General features: G+C 50.4%; 27 protein-coding genes. 26 read left to right on the top strand and 1 reads right to left on the bottom strand.

Annotation, left to right across the window (positions count from 1 at the left end):
- Positions 1-68: 68 nt before the first annotated feature.
- The 4 genes from fusA to bfr all read left to right on the top strand — a co-directional run bounded on the left by fusA (position 69) and on the right by bfr (position 4,365).
- Positions 69-2,183 carry an elongation factor G gene (gene fusA, locus SK34_RS09635; protein WP_003023659.1) on the top strand — a complete coding sequence of 705 codons (2,115 nt, stop codon included), beginning with the start codon at positions 69-71 and terminating at the stop codon, positions 2,181-2,183.
- Positions 2,184-2,252: 69 nt separating this feature from the next.
- Entirely contained in the window at positions 2,253-3,437 is a 1,185-nt protein-coding gene (gene tuf / locus SK34_RS09630) for an elongation factor Tu (RefSeq protein ID WP_003031109.1), read from the top strand.
- A 185-nt stretch (positions 3,438-3,622) separates the two neighbouring features.
- Complete coding sequence (gene bfd / locus SK34_RS09625; protein ID WP_003031111.1) at positions 3,623-3,817, top strand: bacterioferritin-associated ferredoxin; 195 nt, start codon at positions 3,623-3,625, stop codon at positions 3,815-3,817.
- Between the two features lie 71 nt (positions 3,818-3,888).
- Positions 3,889-4,365 (top strand): bacterioferritin, encoded by a 477-nt coding sequence (gene bfr / locus SK34_RS09620; protein ID WP_003031113.1) that lies wholly within the window; start codon positions 3,889-3,891, stop codon positions 4,363-4,365.
- On the opposite strand, the gene SK34_RS09615 is transcribed toward bfr, so the two are convergent.
- Positions 4,362-4,829, bottom strand: coding sequence for a prepilin peptidase (locus SK34_RS09615; protein WP_003842090.1), 468 nt, complete (start codon positions 4,827-4,829; stop codon positions 4,362-4,364). The two genes, bfr and SK34_RS09615, sit on opposite strands and share 4 nt — an antisense overlap.
- Positions 4,830-5,208: 379 nt before the next feature.
- Between SK34_RS09615 and rpsJ the strand changes: the two genes are divergently transcribed.
- From rpsJ to secY, 22 genes are all read left to right on the top strand, one after another.
- Positions 5,209-5,520 (top strand): 30S ribosomal protein S10, encoded by a 312-nt coding sequence (gene rpsJ / locus SK34_RS09610; protein ID WP_001181005.1) that lies wholly within the window; start codon positions 5,209-5,211, stop codon positions 5,518-5,520.
- A 32-nt stretch (positions 5,521-5,552) separates the two neighbouring features.
- Positions 5,553-6,182, top strand: coding sequence for a 50S ribosomal protein L3 (rplC, locus tag SK34_RS09605; RefSeq protein ID WP_003031117.1), 630 nt, complete (start codon positions 5,553-5,555; stop codon positions 6,180-6,182).
- A 10-nt stretch (positions 6,183-6,192) separates the two neighbouring features.
- Complete coding sequence (gene rplD, locus SK34_RS09600; protein ID WP_003031119.1) at positions 6,193-6,798, top strand: 50S ribosomal protein L4; 606 nt, start codon at positions 6,193-6,195, stop codon at positions 6,796-6,798.
- Positions 6,795-7,097, top strand: coding sequence for a 50S ribosomal protein L23 (rplW, locus tag SK34_RS09595; protein ID WP_000617546.1), 303 nt, complete (start codon positions 6,795-6,797; stop codon positions 7,095-7,097). The genes rplD and rplW overlap by 4 nt, the downstream gene beginning before the upstream one ends.
- 17 nt (positions 7,098-7,114) lie before the next feature.
- Complete coding sequence (gene rplB / locus SK34_RS09590; protein ID WP_000301869.1) at positions 7,115-7,936, top strand: 50S ribosomal protein L2; 822 nt, start codon at positions 7,115-7,117, stop codon at positions 7,934-7,936.
- Positions 7,937-7,952: 16 nt separating this feature from the next.
- Positions 7,953-8,231, top strand: a complete 279-nt coding sequence (gene rpsS, locus SK34_RS09585; RefSeq protein WP_001138115.1) for a 30S ribosomal protein S19 — start codon at positions 7,953-7,955, stop codon at positions 8,229-8,231.
- Positions 8,232-8,245: 14 nt separating this feature from the next.
- The gene (rplV, locus tag SK34_RS09580) at positions 8,246-8,578 is read left to right on the top strand and encodes a 50S ribosomal protein L22 (RefSeq protein ID WP_000448832.1); all 333 of its coding nucleotides are present in this window, start codon (positions 8,246-8,248) and stop codon (positions 8,576-8,578) included.
- A 17-nt stretch (positions 8,579-8,595) separates the two neighbouring features.
- A complete protein-coding gene (gene rpsC / locus SK34_RS09575) occupies positions 8,596-9,297 on the top strand; it encodes a 30S ribosomal protein S3 (protein ID WP_000529945.1) in 702 nt (233 codons plus the stop codon).
- Positions 9,298-9,309: 12 nt separating this feature from the next.
- The gene (gene rplP / locus SK34_RS09570) at positions 9,310-9,720 is read left to right on the top strand and encodes a 50S ribosomal protein L16 (RefSeq protein WP_000941208.1); all 411 of its coding nucleotides are present in this window, start codon (positions 9,310-9,312) and stop codon (positions 9,718-9,720) included.
- Positions 9,720-9,911 (top strand): 50S ribosomal protein L29, encoded by a 192-nt coding sequence (gene rpmC, locus SK34_RS09565; RefSeq protein ID WP_000644742.1) that lies wholly within the window; start codon positions 9,720-9,722, stop codon positions 9,909-9,911. Before rplP ends, rpmC begins: the two co-directional genes overlap by 1 nt.
- On the top strand, positions 9,911-10,165 hold the full coding sequence (rpsQ, locus tag SK34_RS09560) for a 30S ribosomal protein S17 (RefSeq protein WP_003031120.1): 255 nt from the start codon (positions 9,911-9,913) through the stop codon (positions 10,163-10,165). Before rpmC ends, rpsQ begins: the two co-directional genes overlap by 1 nt.
- 163 nt (positions 10,166-10,328) lie before the next feature.
- Positions 10,329-10,700 (top strand): 50S ribosomal protein L14, encoded by a 372-nt coding sequence (gene rplN, locus SK34_RS09555; RefSeq protein ID WP_000613954.1) that lies wholly within the window; start codon positions 10,329-10,331, stop codon positions 10,698-10,700.
- 10 nt (positions 10,701-10,710) lie between these two features.
- Entirely contained in the window at positions 10,711-11,025 is a 315-nt protein-coding gene (rplX, locus tag SK34_RS09550) for a 50S ribosomal protein L24 (RefSeq protein WP_003031122.1), read from the top strand.
- A 14-nt stretch (positions 11,026-11,039) separates the two neighbouring features.
- Positions 11,040-11,579: a 50S ribosomal protein L5 gene (rplE, locus tag SK34_RS09545; protein WP_003031123.1), complete on the top strand. Its 540-nt coding sequence runs from the start codon at positions 11,040-11,042 to the stop codon at positions 11,577-11,579.
- Positions 11,580-11,593: 14 nt separating this feature from the next.
- Positions 11,594-11,899, top strand: a complete 306-nt coding sequence (gene rpsN / locus SK34_RS09540) for a 30S ribosomal protein S14 (RefSeq protein ID WP_003031125.1) — start codon at positions 11,594-11,596, stop codon at positions 11,897-11,899.
- Positions 11,900-11,929: 30 nt separating this feature from the next.
- Positions 11,930-12,322 carry a 30S ribosomal protein S8 gene (gene rpsH / locus SK34_RS09535; protein ID WP_003031127.1) on the top strand — a complete coding sequence of 131 codons (393 nt, stop codon included), beginning with the start codon at positions 11,930-11,932 and terminating at the stop codon, positions 12,320-12,322.
- Between the two features lie 12 nt (positions 12,323-12,334).
- Positions 12,335-12,868, top strand: coding sequence for a 50S ribosomal protein L6 (gene rplF / locus SK34_RS09530; protein ID WP_003031129.1), 534 nt, complete (start codon positions 12,335-12,337; stop codon positions 12,866-12,868).
- 9 nt (positions 12,869-12,877) lie between these two features.
- Entirely contained in the window at positions 12,878-13,231 is a 354-nt protein-coding gene (gene rplR, locus SK34_RS09525) for a 50S ribosomal protein L18 (protein WP_000358960.1), read from the top strand.
- Positions 13,232-13,245: 14 nt separating this feature from the next.
- Positions 13,246-13,749, top strand: a complete 504-nt coding sequence (rpsE, locus tag SK34_RS09520) for a 30S ribosomal protein S5 (protein ID WP_003031131.1) — start codon at positions 13,246-13,248, stop codon at positions 13,747-13,749.
- A gap of 3 nt (positions 13,750-13,752) precedes the next feature.
- Complete coding sequence (gene rpmD, locus SK34_RS09515; protein ID WP_001140434.1) at positions 13,753-13,932, top strand: 50S ribosomal protein L30; 180 nt, start codon at positions 13,753-13,755, stop codon at positions 13,930-13,932.
- Between the two features lie 3 nt (positions 13,933-13,935).
- A complete protein-coding gene (rplO, locus tag SK34_RS09510; RefSeq protein WP_003031132.1) occupies positions 13,936-14,370 on the top strand; it encodes a 50S ribosomal protein L15 in 435 nt (144 codons plus the stop codon).
- A 7-nt stretch (positions 14,371-14,377) separates the two neighbouring features.
- On the top strand, positions 14,378-15,709 hold the full coding sequence (secY, locus tag SK34_RS09505) for a preprotein translocase subunit SecY (protein WP_001118864.1): 1,332 nt from the start codon (positions 14,378-14,380) through the stop codon (positions 15,707-15,709).
- Positions 15,710-15,730: the final 21 nt, after the last annotated feature.

The following is a 15,730-nucleotide window of genomic DNA, read 5'->3' as shown; positions in this document are numbered from 1 at the left end:
GCGCTTCTAGTAAGCAGCCCGCTTTGGGCTACTTAAATTGAACGCCTAAAAGATAAACGAGGAATCAAATGGCTCGTACAACACCCATCGCGCGCTACCGTAACATCGGTATCAGTGCGCACATCGACGCCGGTAAAACCACTACTACCGAACGTATTCTGTTCTACACCGGTGTAAACCATAAAATCGGTGAAGTTCATGACGGCGCAGCCACCATGGACTGGATGGAGCAGGAGCAGGAACGTGGTATTACTATCACCTCCGCAGCGACTACTGCATTCTGGTCTGGTATGGCTAAGCAGTATGAACCGCATCGCGTAAACATCATCGACACCCCGGGGCACGTTGACTTCACTATCGAAGTAGAACGTTCCATGCGTGTGCTTGATGGTGCAGTAATGGTTTACTGCGCAGTTGGTGGTGTTCAGCCTCAGTCTGAAACCGTATGGCGTCAGGCAAACAAATATAAAGTTCCGCGCATTGCGTTCGTTAACAAAATGGACCGTATGGGTGCGAACTTCCTGAAAGTTGTTGGTCAGATCAAAACCCGTCTGGGCGCGAACCCTGTTCCGCTGCAGCTGGCAATTGGCGCTGAAGAAGCGTTCACCGGTGTTGTTGACCTGGTGAAAATGAAAGCCATCAACTGGAACGAAGAAGATGCAGGCGTAACCTTCACTTATGAAGATATCCCGGCTGACATGCAGGAACTGGCTGAAGAATGGCACCAGAACCTGATCGAGTCCGCTGCAGAAGCTTCAGAAGAGCTGATGGAGAAATACCTGGGTGGTGAAGAACTGACTGAAGAAGAGATCAAAAAAGCTCTGCGTCAGCGTGTTCTGAACAACGAAATCATCCTGGTAACCTGTGGTTCTGCGTTCAAGAACAAAGGTGTTCAGGCGATGCTGGATGCGGTAATTGATTACCTGCCATCCCCAGTAGACGTACCTGCGATCAACGGTATTCTGGACGACGGTAAAGATACTCCTGCTGAGCGTCATGCTAGCGATGACGAGCCGTTTGCTGCTCTGGCATTCAAAATCGCTACCGACCCGTTCGTGGGTAACCTGACCTTCTTCCGCGTGTACTCTGGTGTGGTTAACTCCGGTGACACCATCCTGAACTCCGTGAAAACTGCACGTGAACGTTTCGGCCGTATCGTACAGATGCACGCTAACAAACGTGAAGAGATCAAAGAAGTTCGCGCGGGCGATATCGCTGCTGCTATCGGTCTGAAAGACGTGACCACTGGTGACACTCTGTGTGACCCGGATCACCCGATCATTCTGGAACGTATGGAATTCCCTGAGCCGGTAATTTCCATCGCGGTAGAACCGAAAACCAAAGCTGACCAGGAAAAAATGGGTCTGGCTCTGGGCCGTCTGGCTAAAGAAGACCCGTCATTCCGCGTATGGACTGACGAAGAATCTAACCAGACCATTATCGCTGGTATGGGTGAGCTGCACCTCGACATCATCGTTGACCGTATGAAGCGTGAATTCAACGTTGAAGCGAACGTCGGTAAACCTCAGGTTGCTTACCGTGAAGCGATTCGCGCGAAAGTTACCGATATCGAAGGTAAACACGCTAAGCAGTCTGGTGGTCGCGGTCAGTACGGTCATGTTGTTATCGACATGTACCCGCTGGAGCCGGGTTCAAACCCGAAAGGCTACGAGTTCATCAACGACATCAAAGGTGGTGTAATTCCTGGCGAATACATCCCGGCCGTTGATAAAGGCATCCAGGAACAGCTGAAATCTGGCCCGCTGGCTGGTTACCCGGTTGTTGATCTGGGCGTGCGTCTGCACTTCGGTTCTTACCATGACGTTGACTCCTCTGAGCTGGCGTTTAAACTGGCCGCTTCTATCGCCTTCAAAGATGGCTTTAAGAAAGCGAAACCAGTTCTGCTTGAGCCTATCATGAAGGTTGAAGTAGAGACTCCGGAAGAGAACACCGGTGACGTAATCGGTGACTTGAGCCGCCGTCGTGGTATGCTTCGTGGTCAGGAATCCAACGTCACTGGCGTTGTTATCCATGCTGAAGTTCCGCTGTCTGAAATGTTCGGATATGCAACCCAGCTGCGTTCTCTGACCAAAGGCCGTGCTTCTTACTCCATGGAGTTCCTGAAGTACGACGATGCGCCGAACAACGTTGCTCAGGCCGTTATTGAAGCCCGTGGTAAATAATCCACAGGATTAAAACCTAAGTCCCGTGCTCTCTCCATAGGGGAGAGCACTATAGTAAGGAATATAGCCGTGTCTAAAGAAAAATTTGAACGTACAAAACCGCACGTTAACGTCGGCACCATCGGCCACGTTGACCACGGTAAAACTACCCTGACCGCTGCAATCACTACCGTACTGGCTAAAACCTACGGCGGTGCTGCTCGTGCATTCGACCAGATCGATAACGCGCCGGAAGAAAAAGCTCGTGGTATCACCATCAACACTTCTCACGTTGAATATGACACCCCGACTCGCCACTACGCACACGTAGACTGCCCGGGCCACGCCGACTATGTTAAAAACATGATCACCGGTGCTGCGCAGATGGACGGCGCGATCCTGGTTGTTGCTGCGACTGACGGCCCGATGCCGCAGACTCGTGAGCACATCCTGCTGGGTCGTCAGGTAGGCGTTCCGTACATCATCGTGTTCCTGAACAAATGCGACATGGTTGATGACGAAGAGCTGCTGGAACTGGTAGAAATGGAAGTTCGTGAACTTCTGTCTCAGTACGATTTCCCGGGCGACGACACTCCGATCGTTCGTGGTTCTGCTCTGAAAGCGCTGGAAGGCGAAGCAGAGTGGGAAGCGAAAATCATCGAACTGGCTGGCTTCCTGGATTCTTACATCCCAGAACCAGAGCGTGCGATTGACAAGCCGTTCCTGCTGCCTATCGAAGACGTATTCTCCATCTCCGGTCGTGGTACCGTTGTTACCGGTCGTGTAGAGCGCGGTATCATCAAAGTTGGTGAAGAAGTTGAAATCGTTGGTATCAAAGAGACTGCTAAGTCTACCTGTACTGGCGTTGAAATGTTCCGCAAACTGCTGGACGAAGGCCGTGCTGGTGAGAACGTTGGTGTTCTGCTGCGTGGTATCAAACGTGAAGAAATCGAACGTGGTCAGGTACTGGCTAAGCCGGGCTCTATCAAGCCGCACACCAAGTTCGAATCTGAAGTGTACATTCTGTCCAAAGACGAAGGCGGCCGTCATACTCCGTTCTTCAAAGGCTACCGTCCGCAGTTCTACTTCCGTACTACTGACGTGACTGGTACCATCGAACTGCCGGAAGGCGTAGAGATGGTAATGCCGGGCGACAACATCAAAATGGTTGTTACCCTGATCCACCCGATCGCGATGGACGACGGTCTGCGTTTCGCAATCCGTGAAGGCGGCCGTACTGTTGGTGCGGGCGTTGTTGCTAAAGTAATGAGCTAATTATTGATTAATTAGCTTTGAGCTTAAAAAGGGCGCTTCGGCGCCCTTTTTGCTGCCTGCAATTTAGTAGCTGTCATATTTATTCGCATTTTTTATTCATTCTCCCGCCGCGTAAATAGCGTTGTGCTATTGTAATCATAACTATTCTCATTTACACTTTGCACAGAAATTGAACGGGAGCGATCATGTACGTTTGTTTGTGTAATGCGATAAGTGATAAAAAAATACGTCAGGCTGTTCGCCAGTTTCACCCTCAGTCCTTTCAGCAATTACGTAAATTTATTCCTGTAGGAAATCAATGCGGTAAGTGCATTCGTGCTGCCCGTGAAGTCATGCAGGATGAATTAACGCAAATGCCAGAATTTAAAGAGATCGCCTAAGTCACACTCTTTTTTTTGACATCCCTGTAGCCCCATCTACGCTCTAAGAGTGGAAGCGGAGGGACTATAAAATGAAAGGTGATGTTAAAATCATAAATTATCTCAATAAACTATTGGGAAATGAGCTTGTCGCGATCAACCAGTATTTTCTCCATGCTCGTATGTTTAAAAACTGGGGACTGACTCGCCTCAATGATGTTGAGTACCATGAATCTATCGATGAGATGAAACACGCTGATAAATATATCGAGCGTATTTTATTCTTAGAAGGGCTCCCGAACTTGCAGGATCTTGGCAAGTTGGGTATTGGCGAAGACGTTGAAGAGATGCTGCAATCCGATCTTCGACTCGAGTTGGATGGGGCGAAAGATCTGCGTGAAGCCATTGCCTATGCCGATAGCGTTCATGATTATGTCAGCCGGGACATGATGATCGAGATCCTGACTGAAGAAGAAGGGCATATTGACTGGCTCGAAACTGAGCTGGACCTGATTGCAAAACTTGGCTTGCAAAATTATCTGCAATCGCAAATTAAAGTCAGTGACTAACCGCCCTGTATCAGATTTATCCAGCCAATAACGAAACCCGCAGCCGCCAGATATGGCCCAAAAGGCAGCGGGTTTTTTAGCATCTGTCTCCCGTAACGGACGCAAGAAATCCCGGTGAGACAACATGCCATGCCCGCGGCAAGTAAAACCAACAGTGGTAATGATTCCCAGCGATGCCATGCGCCCAGTGCGGCAAGAAATTTGACATCACCAAAGCCTAATCCTTCCTGTCGGCATATCAAACGATACCCCCAGTAGAACAAAGCAAATACCCAATAGCCCGCTACGGCACCCCAAAGCGCGTCGGATAACTGTGCAGGTCTGCAGCACTGATGATAAATAAGACCGCCCCACAAAAGAGGGCAGGTAAATTTGTCGGGCAGCAACCCGGTACGCAGGTCATGGACTAAGAGCAACCCTGATAGCGAAACATAAATCAGCAGAAAGGGGAGGTCGATGTACATGGGCAAATCTCATTTGGTAAAGAGTTTACCTTCGGGTAAGCACGCCGGCCCTACAAGTCCGGGATGTGAGTTATGGATGCTCTCTTCCAAGGAAAACGCGTTGCATCACAGGGCATACAATCAGAGTGGAAGGAGGCCCGCATTTATGAACGAGTGATTAATTTCTACGCGGCACTTGCTTAAGACTGAGATTTACGTATAATGCGCGGGCTTGTCTAATATTGACAGCGGTTCGATATGAGCCACCGGTACTGCGAAAGCAATACCAGACAATGTTCCCAATCGGGGAACTCTGTAAGAACGGTTACACTCTCCCATCAATCGTAATGGGTTTGAGGAGTAACTATTTCGTCTATAAAATAATTGGAGCTCTGGTCTCATGCAGAACCAAAGAATCCGTATCCGTTTGAAAGCGTTTGATCATCGTCTGATCGATCAATCAACCGCGGAAATCGTCGAGACTGCCAAGCGCACTGGTGCGCAGGTTCGTGGTCCGATCCCGCTGCCGACCCGCAAAGAGCGTTTCACCGTTCTGATCTCCCCGCACGTCAACAAAGACGCGCGTGATCAGTACGAGATCCGTACTCACAAGCGTCTGGTTGACATCGTTGAGCCAACTGAAAAAACCGTTGATGCTCTGATGCGTCTGGACCTGGCTGCCGGTGTAGACGTGCAGATCAGCCTGGGTTAATCAGGTCATCGAGCGATTGAGAGGTTGATACAATGATTGGTTTAGTCGGTAAAAAAGTGGGTATGACCCGCATCTTCACTGAAGATGGCGTATCTATCCCAGTAACCGTTATCGAAGTTGAAGCAAACCGCGTTACTCAGGTTAAAGATCTGGCTAACGATGGCTATCGCGCTGTTCAGGTTACCACCGGTGCTAAAAAAGCTAACCGCGTAACTAAGCCGGAAGCTGGCCACTTTGCTAAAGCTGGCGTAGAAGCTGGCCGCGGCCTGTGGGAGTTCCGTCTGGCAGATGGTGAAGAATACACCGTTGGTCAGAACATTAGCGTTGAACTGTTTGCTGACGTTAAAAAAGTTGACGTAACCGGTACCTCTAAAGGTAAAGGTTTCGCTGGTACCGTTAAGCGCTGGAACTTCCGTACCCAGGACGCTACTCACGGTAACTCCTTGTCTCACCGCGTTCCGGGTTCTATCGGTCAGAACCAGACTCCGGGCAAAGTGTTCAAAGGCAAGAAAATGGCAGGTCAGCTGGGCAACGAACGTGTAACCGTTCAGAGCCTGGACGTAGTACGTGTTGACGCTGAGCGCAACCTGCTGCTGGTTAAAGGTGGTGTTCCGGGTGCGACCGGTTGCGACCTGATCGTTAAACCAGCTGTGAAGGCGTAAGGGGATAGCAATGGAATTAGTATTGAAAGACGCGCAGAGCGCGCTGACTGTTTCCGAAACTACCTTCGGTCGTGATTTCAACGAAGCGCTGGTTCACCAGGTTGTTGTTGCTTATGCAGCTGGTGCTCGTCAGGGTACTCGTGCTCAGAAGACTCGTGCTGAAGTAACTGGTTCAGGCAAAAAGCCGTGGCGCCAGAAAGGTACCGGCCGTGCGCGTTCAGGTTCTATCAAGAGCCCGATCTGGCGTTCAGGTGGCGTGACCTTCGCTGCTCGTCCACAGGACCACAGTCAAAAAGTTAACAAAAAGATGTACCGCGGCGCGCTGAAAAGCATTCTGTCCGAACTGGTACGTCAGGATCGTCTGATCGTTGTCGAATCATTCTCTGTAGAAGCGCCTAAAACTAAGCTGCTGGCACAGAAACTGAAAGACATGGCTCTGGAAGATGTGCTGATCATCACCGGTGAGCTGGACGAAAACCTGTTCCTGGCTGCGCGCAACCTGCACAAGGTTGACGTACGCGATGCAACTGGTATCGACCCGGTTAGCCTGATCGCCTTCGACAAAGTCGTAATGACTGCTGATGCTGTTAAGCAAGTTGAGGAGATGCTGGCATGATTCGTGAAGAACGTCTGCTGAAAGTGCTGCGCGCACCGCACGTTTCTGAAAAAGCGTCTACTGCGATGGAAAAAACTAACACCATCGTTCTCAAAGTTGCTAAAGACGCGACCAAAGCAGAAATCAAAGCTGCTGTGCAGAAACTGTTTGAAGTCGAAGTCGAAGTCGTTAACACCCTGGTAGTTAAAGGGAAAGTTAAACGTCACGGACAGCGTATCGGTCGTCGTAGCGACTGGAAAAAAGCTTACGTCACCCTGAAGGAAGGCCAGAATCTGGACTTCGTCGGCGGCGCTGAGTAAGTCGGAGGAGTAATACAATGGCAGTTGTTAAATGTAAACCGACATCTCCGGGTCGTCGCCACGTTGTTAAAGTGGTCAACCCAGAGCTGCACAAGGGCAAACCTTTTGCTCCGCTGGTTGAAAAAAACAGCAAATCCGGTGGTCGTAACAACAATGGCCGTATCACCACTCGTCACATCGGTGGTGGTCACAAGCAGGCTTATCGTATTGTTGACTTCAAACGCAACAAAGACGGTATCCCGGCAGTTGTTGAACGTCTTGAGTACGATCCGAACCGCTCCGCGAACATCGCGCTGGTTCTGTACAAAGACGGTGAACGCCGTTACATCCTGGCCCCTAAAGGCCTGAAAGCTGGCGACCAGATTCAGTCTGGCGTTGATGCTGCAATCAAAGCAGGTAACACCCTGCCGATGCGCAATATCCCGGTTGGTTCTACCGTTCATAACGTAGAAATGAAACCAGGTAAAGGCGGTCAGCTGGCACGTTCCGCTGGTACTTACGTTCAGATCGTTGCTCGTGATGGTGCTTATGTCACCCTGCGTCTGCGTTCTGGTGAAATGCGTAAAGTCGAAGCAGACTGCCGTGCAACTCTGGGCGAAGTTGGCAATGCTGAGCATATGCTGCGCGTTCTGGGTAAAGCAGGTGCTGCACGCTGGCGTGGTGTTCGTCCTACCGTTCGCGGTACTGCGATGAACCCAGTCGACCACCCACATGGTGGTGGTGAAGGTCGTAACTTTGGTAAGCACCCGGTAACTCCGTGGGGCGTTCAGACCAAAGGTAAGAAGACCCGCAGCAACAAGCGTACTGATAAATTCATCGTACGTCGCCGTAGCAAATAATTTTAGAGGATAAGCCATGCCACGTTCTCTCAAGAAAGGTCCTTTTATTGACCTGCACTTGCTGAAGAAGGTAGAGAAAGCGGTGGAAAGCGGAGACAAGAAGCCCCTGCGCACTTGGTCCCGTCGTTCAACGATCTTTCCTAACATGATCGGTTTGACCATCGCTGTCCATAATGGTCGTCAGCACGTTCCGGTATTTGTTTCCGACGAAATGGTCGGTCACAAACTGGGTGAATTCGCACCGACTCGTACTTATCGCGGCCACGCTGCTGATAAAAAAGCGAAGAAGAAATAAGGTAGGAGGAAGAGATGGAAACTTTAGCTCAACATCGCCATGCTCGTTCTTCTGCTCAGAAGGTTCGCCTTGTTGCAGACCTGATTCGCGGTAAGAAAGTGTCGCAGGCTCTGGATATTCTGACCTACACCAATAAGAAAGCGGCTGTACTGGTTAAGAAAGTCCTGGAATCTGCCATTGCTAACGCTGAACACAACGATGGCGCTGACATTGACGATCTGAAAGTTACGAAAATTTTCGTAGACGAAGGCCCGAGCATGAAGCGCATTATGCCGCGTGCAAAAGGTCGTGCAGATCGCATCCTGAAGCGCACCAGCCACATTACTGTGGTTGTGTCCGATCGCTGAGACTCTGGAGACTAGCAATGGGTCAGAAAGTACATCCTAATGGTATTCGCCTGGGTATTGTAAAACCATGGAACTCAACCTGGTTTGCGAACACCAAAGAATTCGCTGACAACCTGGACAGCGATTTTAAAGTACGTCAGTACCTGACTAAGGAACTGGCTAAAGCGTCTGTATCTCGTATCGTTATCGAGCGTCCGGCTAAGAGCATCCGTGTGACCATTCACACCGCTCGCCCGGGTATCGTTATCGGTAAGAAAGGCGAAGACGTAGAAAAACTGCGCAAAGTCGTAGCGGATATTGCTGGCGTTCCTGCTCAGATCAATATCGCCGAAGTGCGTAAGCCTGAACTGGACGCAAAATTGGTTGCTGACAGCATCACTTCTCAGCTGGAACGTCGCGTTATGTTCCGTCGTGCTATGAAGCGTGCTGTACAGAACGCAATGCGTCTGGGCGCTAAAGGTATCAAAGTTGAAGTTAGCGGCCGTCTGGGCGGCGCGGAAATCGCACGTACCGAATGGTACCGCGAAGGTCGCGTACCGCTGCACACTCTGCGTGCTGACATCGACTACAACACCTCTGAAGCGCACACCACTTACGGTGTAATCGGCGTTAAGGTATGGATCTTCAAAGGCGAGATCCTGGGTGGTATGGCTGCTGTTGAACAACCGGAAAAACCGGCTGCGCAACCTAAAAAGCAGCAGCGTAAAGGCCGTAAATAAGGAGCGTCGCTGATGTTACAACCAAAGCGTACAAAATTCCGTAAAATGCACAAAGGCCGTAACCGCGGTCTGGCTGCTGGCGCGGATGTTAGCTTCGGCAGCTTCGGTCTGAAAGCTGTTGGCCGTGGTCGTCTGACTGCCCGTCAGATCGAAGCAGCACGTCGTGCTATGACCCGTGCAGTTAAGCGTCAAGGTAAGATCTGGATCCGTGTATTCCCGGACAAACCGATCACTGAAAAGCCGCTGGCAGTGCGTATGGGTAAAGGTAAAGGTAACGTGGAGTATTGGGTTGCCTTGATTCAGCCGGGTAAAGTCCTGTATGAAATGGACGGCGTACCGGAAGAGCTGGCCCGTGAAGCATTCAAGCTGGCAGCAGCGAAACTGCCGATTAAAACCACCTTTGTAACTAAGACGGTGATGTAATGAAAGCAAAAGAGCTGCGTGAGAAGAGTGTTGAAGAGCTGAACACCGAGCTGCTGAATCTGCTGCGTGAGCAGTTCAACCTGCGTATGCAGGCTGCAAGTGGCCAGCTGCAACAGTCTCACCTGTTGAAGCAAGTGCGTCGTGACGTCGCACGCGTTAAGACTTTACTGACTGAGAAGGCGGGTGCGTAATGACCGATAAAATCCGTACTCTGCAAGGTCGCGTTGTTAGCGATAAAATGGAGAAATCCATCGTTGTTGCTATCGAACGTTTTGTGAAACACCCGATCTACGGTAAATTCATTAAGCGTACGACCAAACTGCACGTACATGACGAGAACAACGAATGCGGTACTGGTGACGTGGTTGAAATCCGCGAATGCCGTCCGCTGTCCAAGACTAAGTCCTGGACGCTGGTTCGCGTTGTAGAGAAAGCCGTTCTGTAATACAGTAGGCATTCTCAACGAATAAACGGCTCAGCGATGAGCCGTTTATTTTTTCTACCCATATCGTTGAAGCGGTGTTATAATGCCGCGCCCCCGATATGGGGCTTTTTTAACGACCTGATTTTCGGGTCTCAGTAGTAGTTGACATTAGCGGAGCACTAAAATGATCCAAGAACAGACTATGCTGAACGTCGCCGACAACTCCGGTGCACGTCGCGTAATGTGTATCAAGGTTCTGGGTGGCTCGCACCGTCGCTACGCAGGCGTCGGCGATATCATCAAGATCACCATCAAGGAAGCAATTCCGCGTGGTAAGGTCAAAAAAGGTGATGTGCTGAAGGCGGTAGTGGTGCGCACCAAGAAGGGTGTTCGTCGCCCGGACGGTTCTGTCATTCGCTTCGATGGTAATGCATGCGTTATTTTAAACAATAACAGCGAGCAACCTATCGGTACGCGTATTTTTGGGCCGGTAACTCGTGAACTTCGTAACGAGAAGTTCATGAAAATTATCTCTCTGGCACCAGAAGTACTCTAAGGAGCGAATCATGGCAGCGAAGATCCGTCGTGATGACGAAGTTATCGTGTTAACCGGTAAAGATAAAGGTAAACGCGGTAAAGTTAAGAATGTCCTGTCTTCCGGCAAGGTCATTGTTGAAGGTATTAACCTGGTTAAAAAACATCAGAAGCCGGTTCCGGCCCTGAACCAACCAGGCGGCATCGTAGAGAAAGAAGCAGCTATTCAGATCTCTAACCTTGCTATCTTCAACGCGGCAACCGGCAAGGCTGACCGTGTAGGCTTTAGATTCGAAGACGGCAAAAAAGTCCGTTTCTTCAAATCTAACAGCGAAACTATCAAGTAATTTGGAGTAGTACGATGGCGAAACTGCATGATTACTACAAAGACGAAGTAGTCGCTAAACTCATGACTGAGTTTAACTACAATTCTGTCATGCAAGTCCCTCGGGTCGAGAAGATCACCCTGAACATGGGTGTTGGTGAAGCGATCGCTGACAAGAAACTGCTGGATAACGCAGCAGCTGACCTGACAGCAATCTCCGGTCAAAAACCGCTGATCACCAAAGCACGCAAATCAGTTGCAGGCTTCAAAATCCGTCAGGGCTATCCGATCGGCTGTAAAGTAACTCTGCGTGGCGAACGCATGTGGGAGTTCTTTGAGCGCCTGATCACTATTGCTGTTCCACGTATCCGTGACTTCCGTGGCTTGTCCGCTAAGTCTTTCGACGGTCGTGGTAACTACAGCATGGGTGTCCGTGAGCAGATCATCTTCCCAGAAATCGACTACGATAAAGTCGACCGCGTGCGTGGTTTGGATATTACCATTACCACTACTGCGAAATCTGACGAAGAAGGCCGTGCTCTGCTGGCTGCCTTTGACTTCCCGTTCCGCAAGTAAGGTAGGGTTACTGAATGGCTAAGCAATCAATGAAAGCACGCGAAGTAAAGCGCGTAGCTTTAGCTGATAAGTACTTCGCAAAACGCGCTGAACTGAAAGCTATTATCTCTGATGTGAACGCGACCGACGAAGATCGTTGGAACGCAGTTCTCAAGCTGCAGTCTCTGCCGCGTGATTCCAGCCCGTCCCGTCAGCGTAACCGCTGCCGTCAAACAGGTCGTCCGCATGGCTATGTGGGCAAGTTCGGGTTGAGCCGTATCAAACTGCGTGAAGCCGCCATGCGCGGTGAAGTACCAGGCTTGAAAAAGGCTAGCTGGTAATTACCAATTGAATCACGGGAGTAAAGACAGATGAGCATGCAAGATCCGATCGCGGATATGCTGACCCGTATCCGTAACGGTCAGGCCGCGAATAAAGCTGCGGTCACCATGCCTTCCTCCAAGCTGAAAGTGGCAATTGCCAACGTGCTGAAGGAAGAAGGTTTTATTGAAGATTTTAAAGTTGAAGGCGACACCAAGCCGGAACTGGAACTTACTCTCAAGTATTTCCAGGGTAAAGCTGTTGTAGAAAGCATTCAGCGTGTCAGTCGCCCAGGTCTGCGCATTTATAAGCGTAAAGACGAGCTGCCGAAAGTTATGGCTGGCATGGGTATCGCAGTTGTTTCTACCTCTAAAGGTGTTATGACTGATCGTGCAGCGCGCCAGGCTGGTCTTGGTGGCGAAATTATCTGCTACGTAGCCTAATCGGAGGAAAAAATGTCTCGTGTTGCTAAAGCACCGGTCGTTATTCCTGCCGGCGTTGATGTAAAAATCAACGGTCAGGTTATTACGATCAAAGGTAAAAACGGCGAGCTGACTCGTACTCTCAACGATGCTGTTGCAGTAAATCATGCAGATAATGCACTGACCTTCGGTCCGCGTGATGGTTACGCAGATGGATGGGCTCAGGCTGGTACCGCGCGTGCCCTGCTGAATGCAATGGTTGTCGGTGTTACCGAAGGCTTCACTAAGAAGCTTCAGCTGGTTGGTGTAGGTTATCGTGCAGCGGTTAAAGGGAATGTAGTAAACCTGGCTTTAGGTTTCTCTCACCCAGTTGACCATCAGCTGCCTGCGGGAATCACTGCAGAATGTCCGTCTCAGACTGAAATCGTGCTGAAAGGCGCTGATAAACAGCTGATCGGTCAGGTTGCAGCAGATCTGCGCGCCTACCGTCGTCCTGAGCCTTATAAAGGCAAGGGTGTTCGTTACGCCGACGAAGTCGTGCGTACCAAAGAGGCTAAGAAGAAGTAAGGTAACACTATGGATAAGAAATCTGCTCGTATCCGTCGTGCGACCCGCGCACGCCGCAAGCTCCAGGAGCTGGGTGCAACTCGCCTGGTGGTACATCGTACCCCGCGTCATATTTACGCACAGGTAATTGCACCGAACGGTTCTGAAGTTCTGGTAGCTGCTTCTACTGTAGAAAAAGCTATCGCTGAACAATTGAAGTACACCGGTAACAAAGACGCTGCTGCAGCTGTAGGTAAAGCTGTTGCTGAACGCGCTCTGGAAAAAGGCATCAAAGATGTTTCTTTTGACCGTTCCGGGTTCCAATATCATGGTCGTGTCCAGGCACTGGCAGATGCTGCCCGTGAAGCTGGCCTTCAGTTCTAAGGTAGAGGTGTAAGATGGCTCACATCGAAAAACAAGCTGGCGAACTGCAGGAAAAGCTGATCGCGGTTAACCGCGTATCTAAAACCGTTAAAGGTGGTCGTATTTTCTCCTTCACAGCTCTGACTGTAGTTGGTGATGGTAACGGTCGCGTTGGTTTTGGTTACGGTAAAGCGCGTGAAGTTCCAGCAGCGATCCAGAAAGCGATGGAAAAAGCCCGTCGCAATATGATTAACGTCGCGCTGAACCACGGCACCCTGCAGCACCCGGTTAAGGGTACTCACACGGGTTCTCGTGTATTCATGCAGCCGGCTTCCGAAGGTACCGGTATCATCGCCGGTGGTGCAATGCGCGCCGTTCTGGAAGTCGCTGGAGTTCGTAACGTTCTGGCTAAAGCGTATGGTTCTACTAACCCGATTAACGTGGTTCGTGCAACTATCGATGGCCTGGAAAATATGAAATCTCCGGAAATGGTCGCTGCCAAGCGTGGTAAATCCGTTGAAGAAATTCTGGGGAAATAAACCATGGCAAAGACTATTAAAATTACTCAAACCCGCAGTGCAATCGGTCGTCTGCCGAAACACAAGGCAACGCTGCTTGGCCTGGGTCTGCGTCGTATTGGTCACACCGTAGAGCGCGAGGATACTCCTGCTGTTCGTGGTATGGTCAACGCGGTTTCCTTCATGGTTAAAGTTGAGGAGTAAGAGATGCGTTTAAATACTCTGTCTCCGGCCGAAGGCTCTAAAAAAGCGGCTCGCCGCCTGGGTCGTGGTATCGGTTCTGGCCTCGGTAAAACCGGTGGTCGTGGTCACAAAGGTCAGAAGTCTCGTTCTGGCGGTGGCGTACGTCGCGGTTTCGAGGGTGGTCAGATGCCTCTGTACCGTCGTCTGCCGAAATTCGGCTTCACTTCACGTAAAGCAGCGATTACAGCCGAAGTTCGTCTGTCTGACCTGGCTAAAGTTGAAGGCGGTGTTGTAGACCTGAACACGCTGAAAGCAGCTAACATTATCGGTATCCAGATCGAGTTCGCGAAAGTGATCCTGGCTGGTGAAGTCACTACTCCGGTAACTGTTCGTGGCCTGCGTGTTACTAAAGGCGCTCGTGCTGCTATCGAAGCTGCTGGCGGTAAAATCGAGGAATAAGTAGCAGATGGCTAAACAACCGGGATTAGATTTTCAAAGTGCCAAAGGTGGCTTAGGCGAGCTGAAACGCAGACTGCTGTTTGTAATCGGCGCGCTGATTGTGTTCCGTATTGGCTCTTTCATTCCGATCCCTGGTATTGATGCCGCTGTACTTGCCAAACTGCTTGAGCAACAGCGAGGCACCATCATTGAAATGTTTAACATGTTCTCTGGTGGTGCTCTCAGCCGTGCTTCTATCTTTGCTCTGGGGATCATGCCGTATATTTCGGCGTCGATCATTATCCAGCTGCTGACGGTGGTTCATCCAACGCTGGCAGAAATTAAGAAAGAAGGGGAGTCTGGTCGTCGTAAGATCAGCCAGTACACCCGCTACGGTACTCTGGTGCTGGCAATATTCCAGTCGATCGGTATTGCTACCGGTCTGCCGAATATGCCTGGTATGCAAGGCCTGGTGATGAACCCAGGCTTTGCATTCTATTTCACCGCTGTTGTAAGTCTGGTTACAGGGACGATGTTCCTGATGTGGTTGGGTGAACAGATTACTGAACGTGGTATCGGCAACGGTATCTCAATCATTATCTTCGCCGGTATTGTAGCGGGACTCCCGCCAGCCATTGCCCATACTATCGAGCAAGCGCGTCAAGGCGACCTGCACTTCCTCGTGTTGCTGTTGGTTGCAGTATTAGTATTCGCAGTGACGTTCTTTGTTGTATTTGTTGAGCGTGGTCAACGCCGCATTGTGGTAAACTACGCGAAACGTCAGCAAGGTCGTCGTGTCTATGCTGCACAGAGCACACATTTACCGCTGAAAGTGAATATGGCGGGGGTAATCCCGGCAATCTTCGCTTCCAGTATTATTCTGTTCCCGGCGACCATCGCGTCATGGTTCGGGGGCGGGACTGGTTGGAACTGGCTGACAACAATTTCGCTGTATTTGCAGCCTGGGCAACCGCTTTATGTGTTACTCTATGCGTCTGCAATCATATTCTTCTGTTTCTTCTACACGGCGTTGGTTTTCAACCCGCGTGAAACAGCAGATAACCTGAAGAAGTCCGGTGCATTTGTACCAGGAATTCGTCCGGGAGAGCAAACGGCGAAGTATATCGATAAAGTAATGACCCGCCTGACTTTGGTTGGTGCGCTCTACATTACCTTTATCTGCCTGATCCCGGAGTTCATGCGTGATGCAATGAAAGTACCGTTCTACTTCGGTGGGACCTCACTGCTTATCGTTGTTGTCGTGATTATGGACTTTATGGCTCAAGTGCAAACTCTGATGATGTCAAGTCAGTACGAGTCTGCATTGAAGAAGGCGAATCTGAAAGGCTACGGCCGTTAACAGTCGCCCGAGAAGTTACGG

The organism is Citrobacter sp. MGH104 (assembly GCF_001034485.1).
Taxonomy (GTDB): domain Bacteria; phylum Pseudomonadota; class Gammaproteobacteria; order Enterobacterales; family Enterobacteriaceae; genus Citrobacter; species Citrobacter freundii.
The sequence above is the reverse complement of the archived record's forward strand: the minus strand, read 5'-3'. Positions and strand labels throughout refer to the sequence as shown.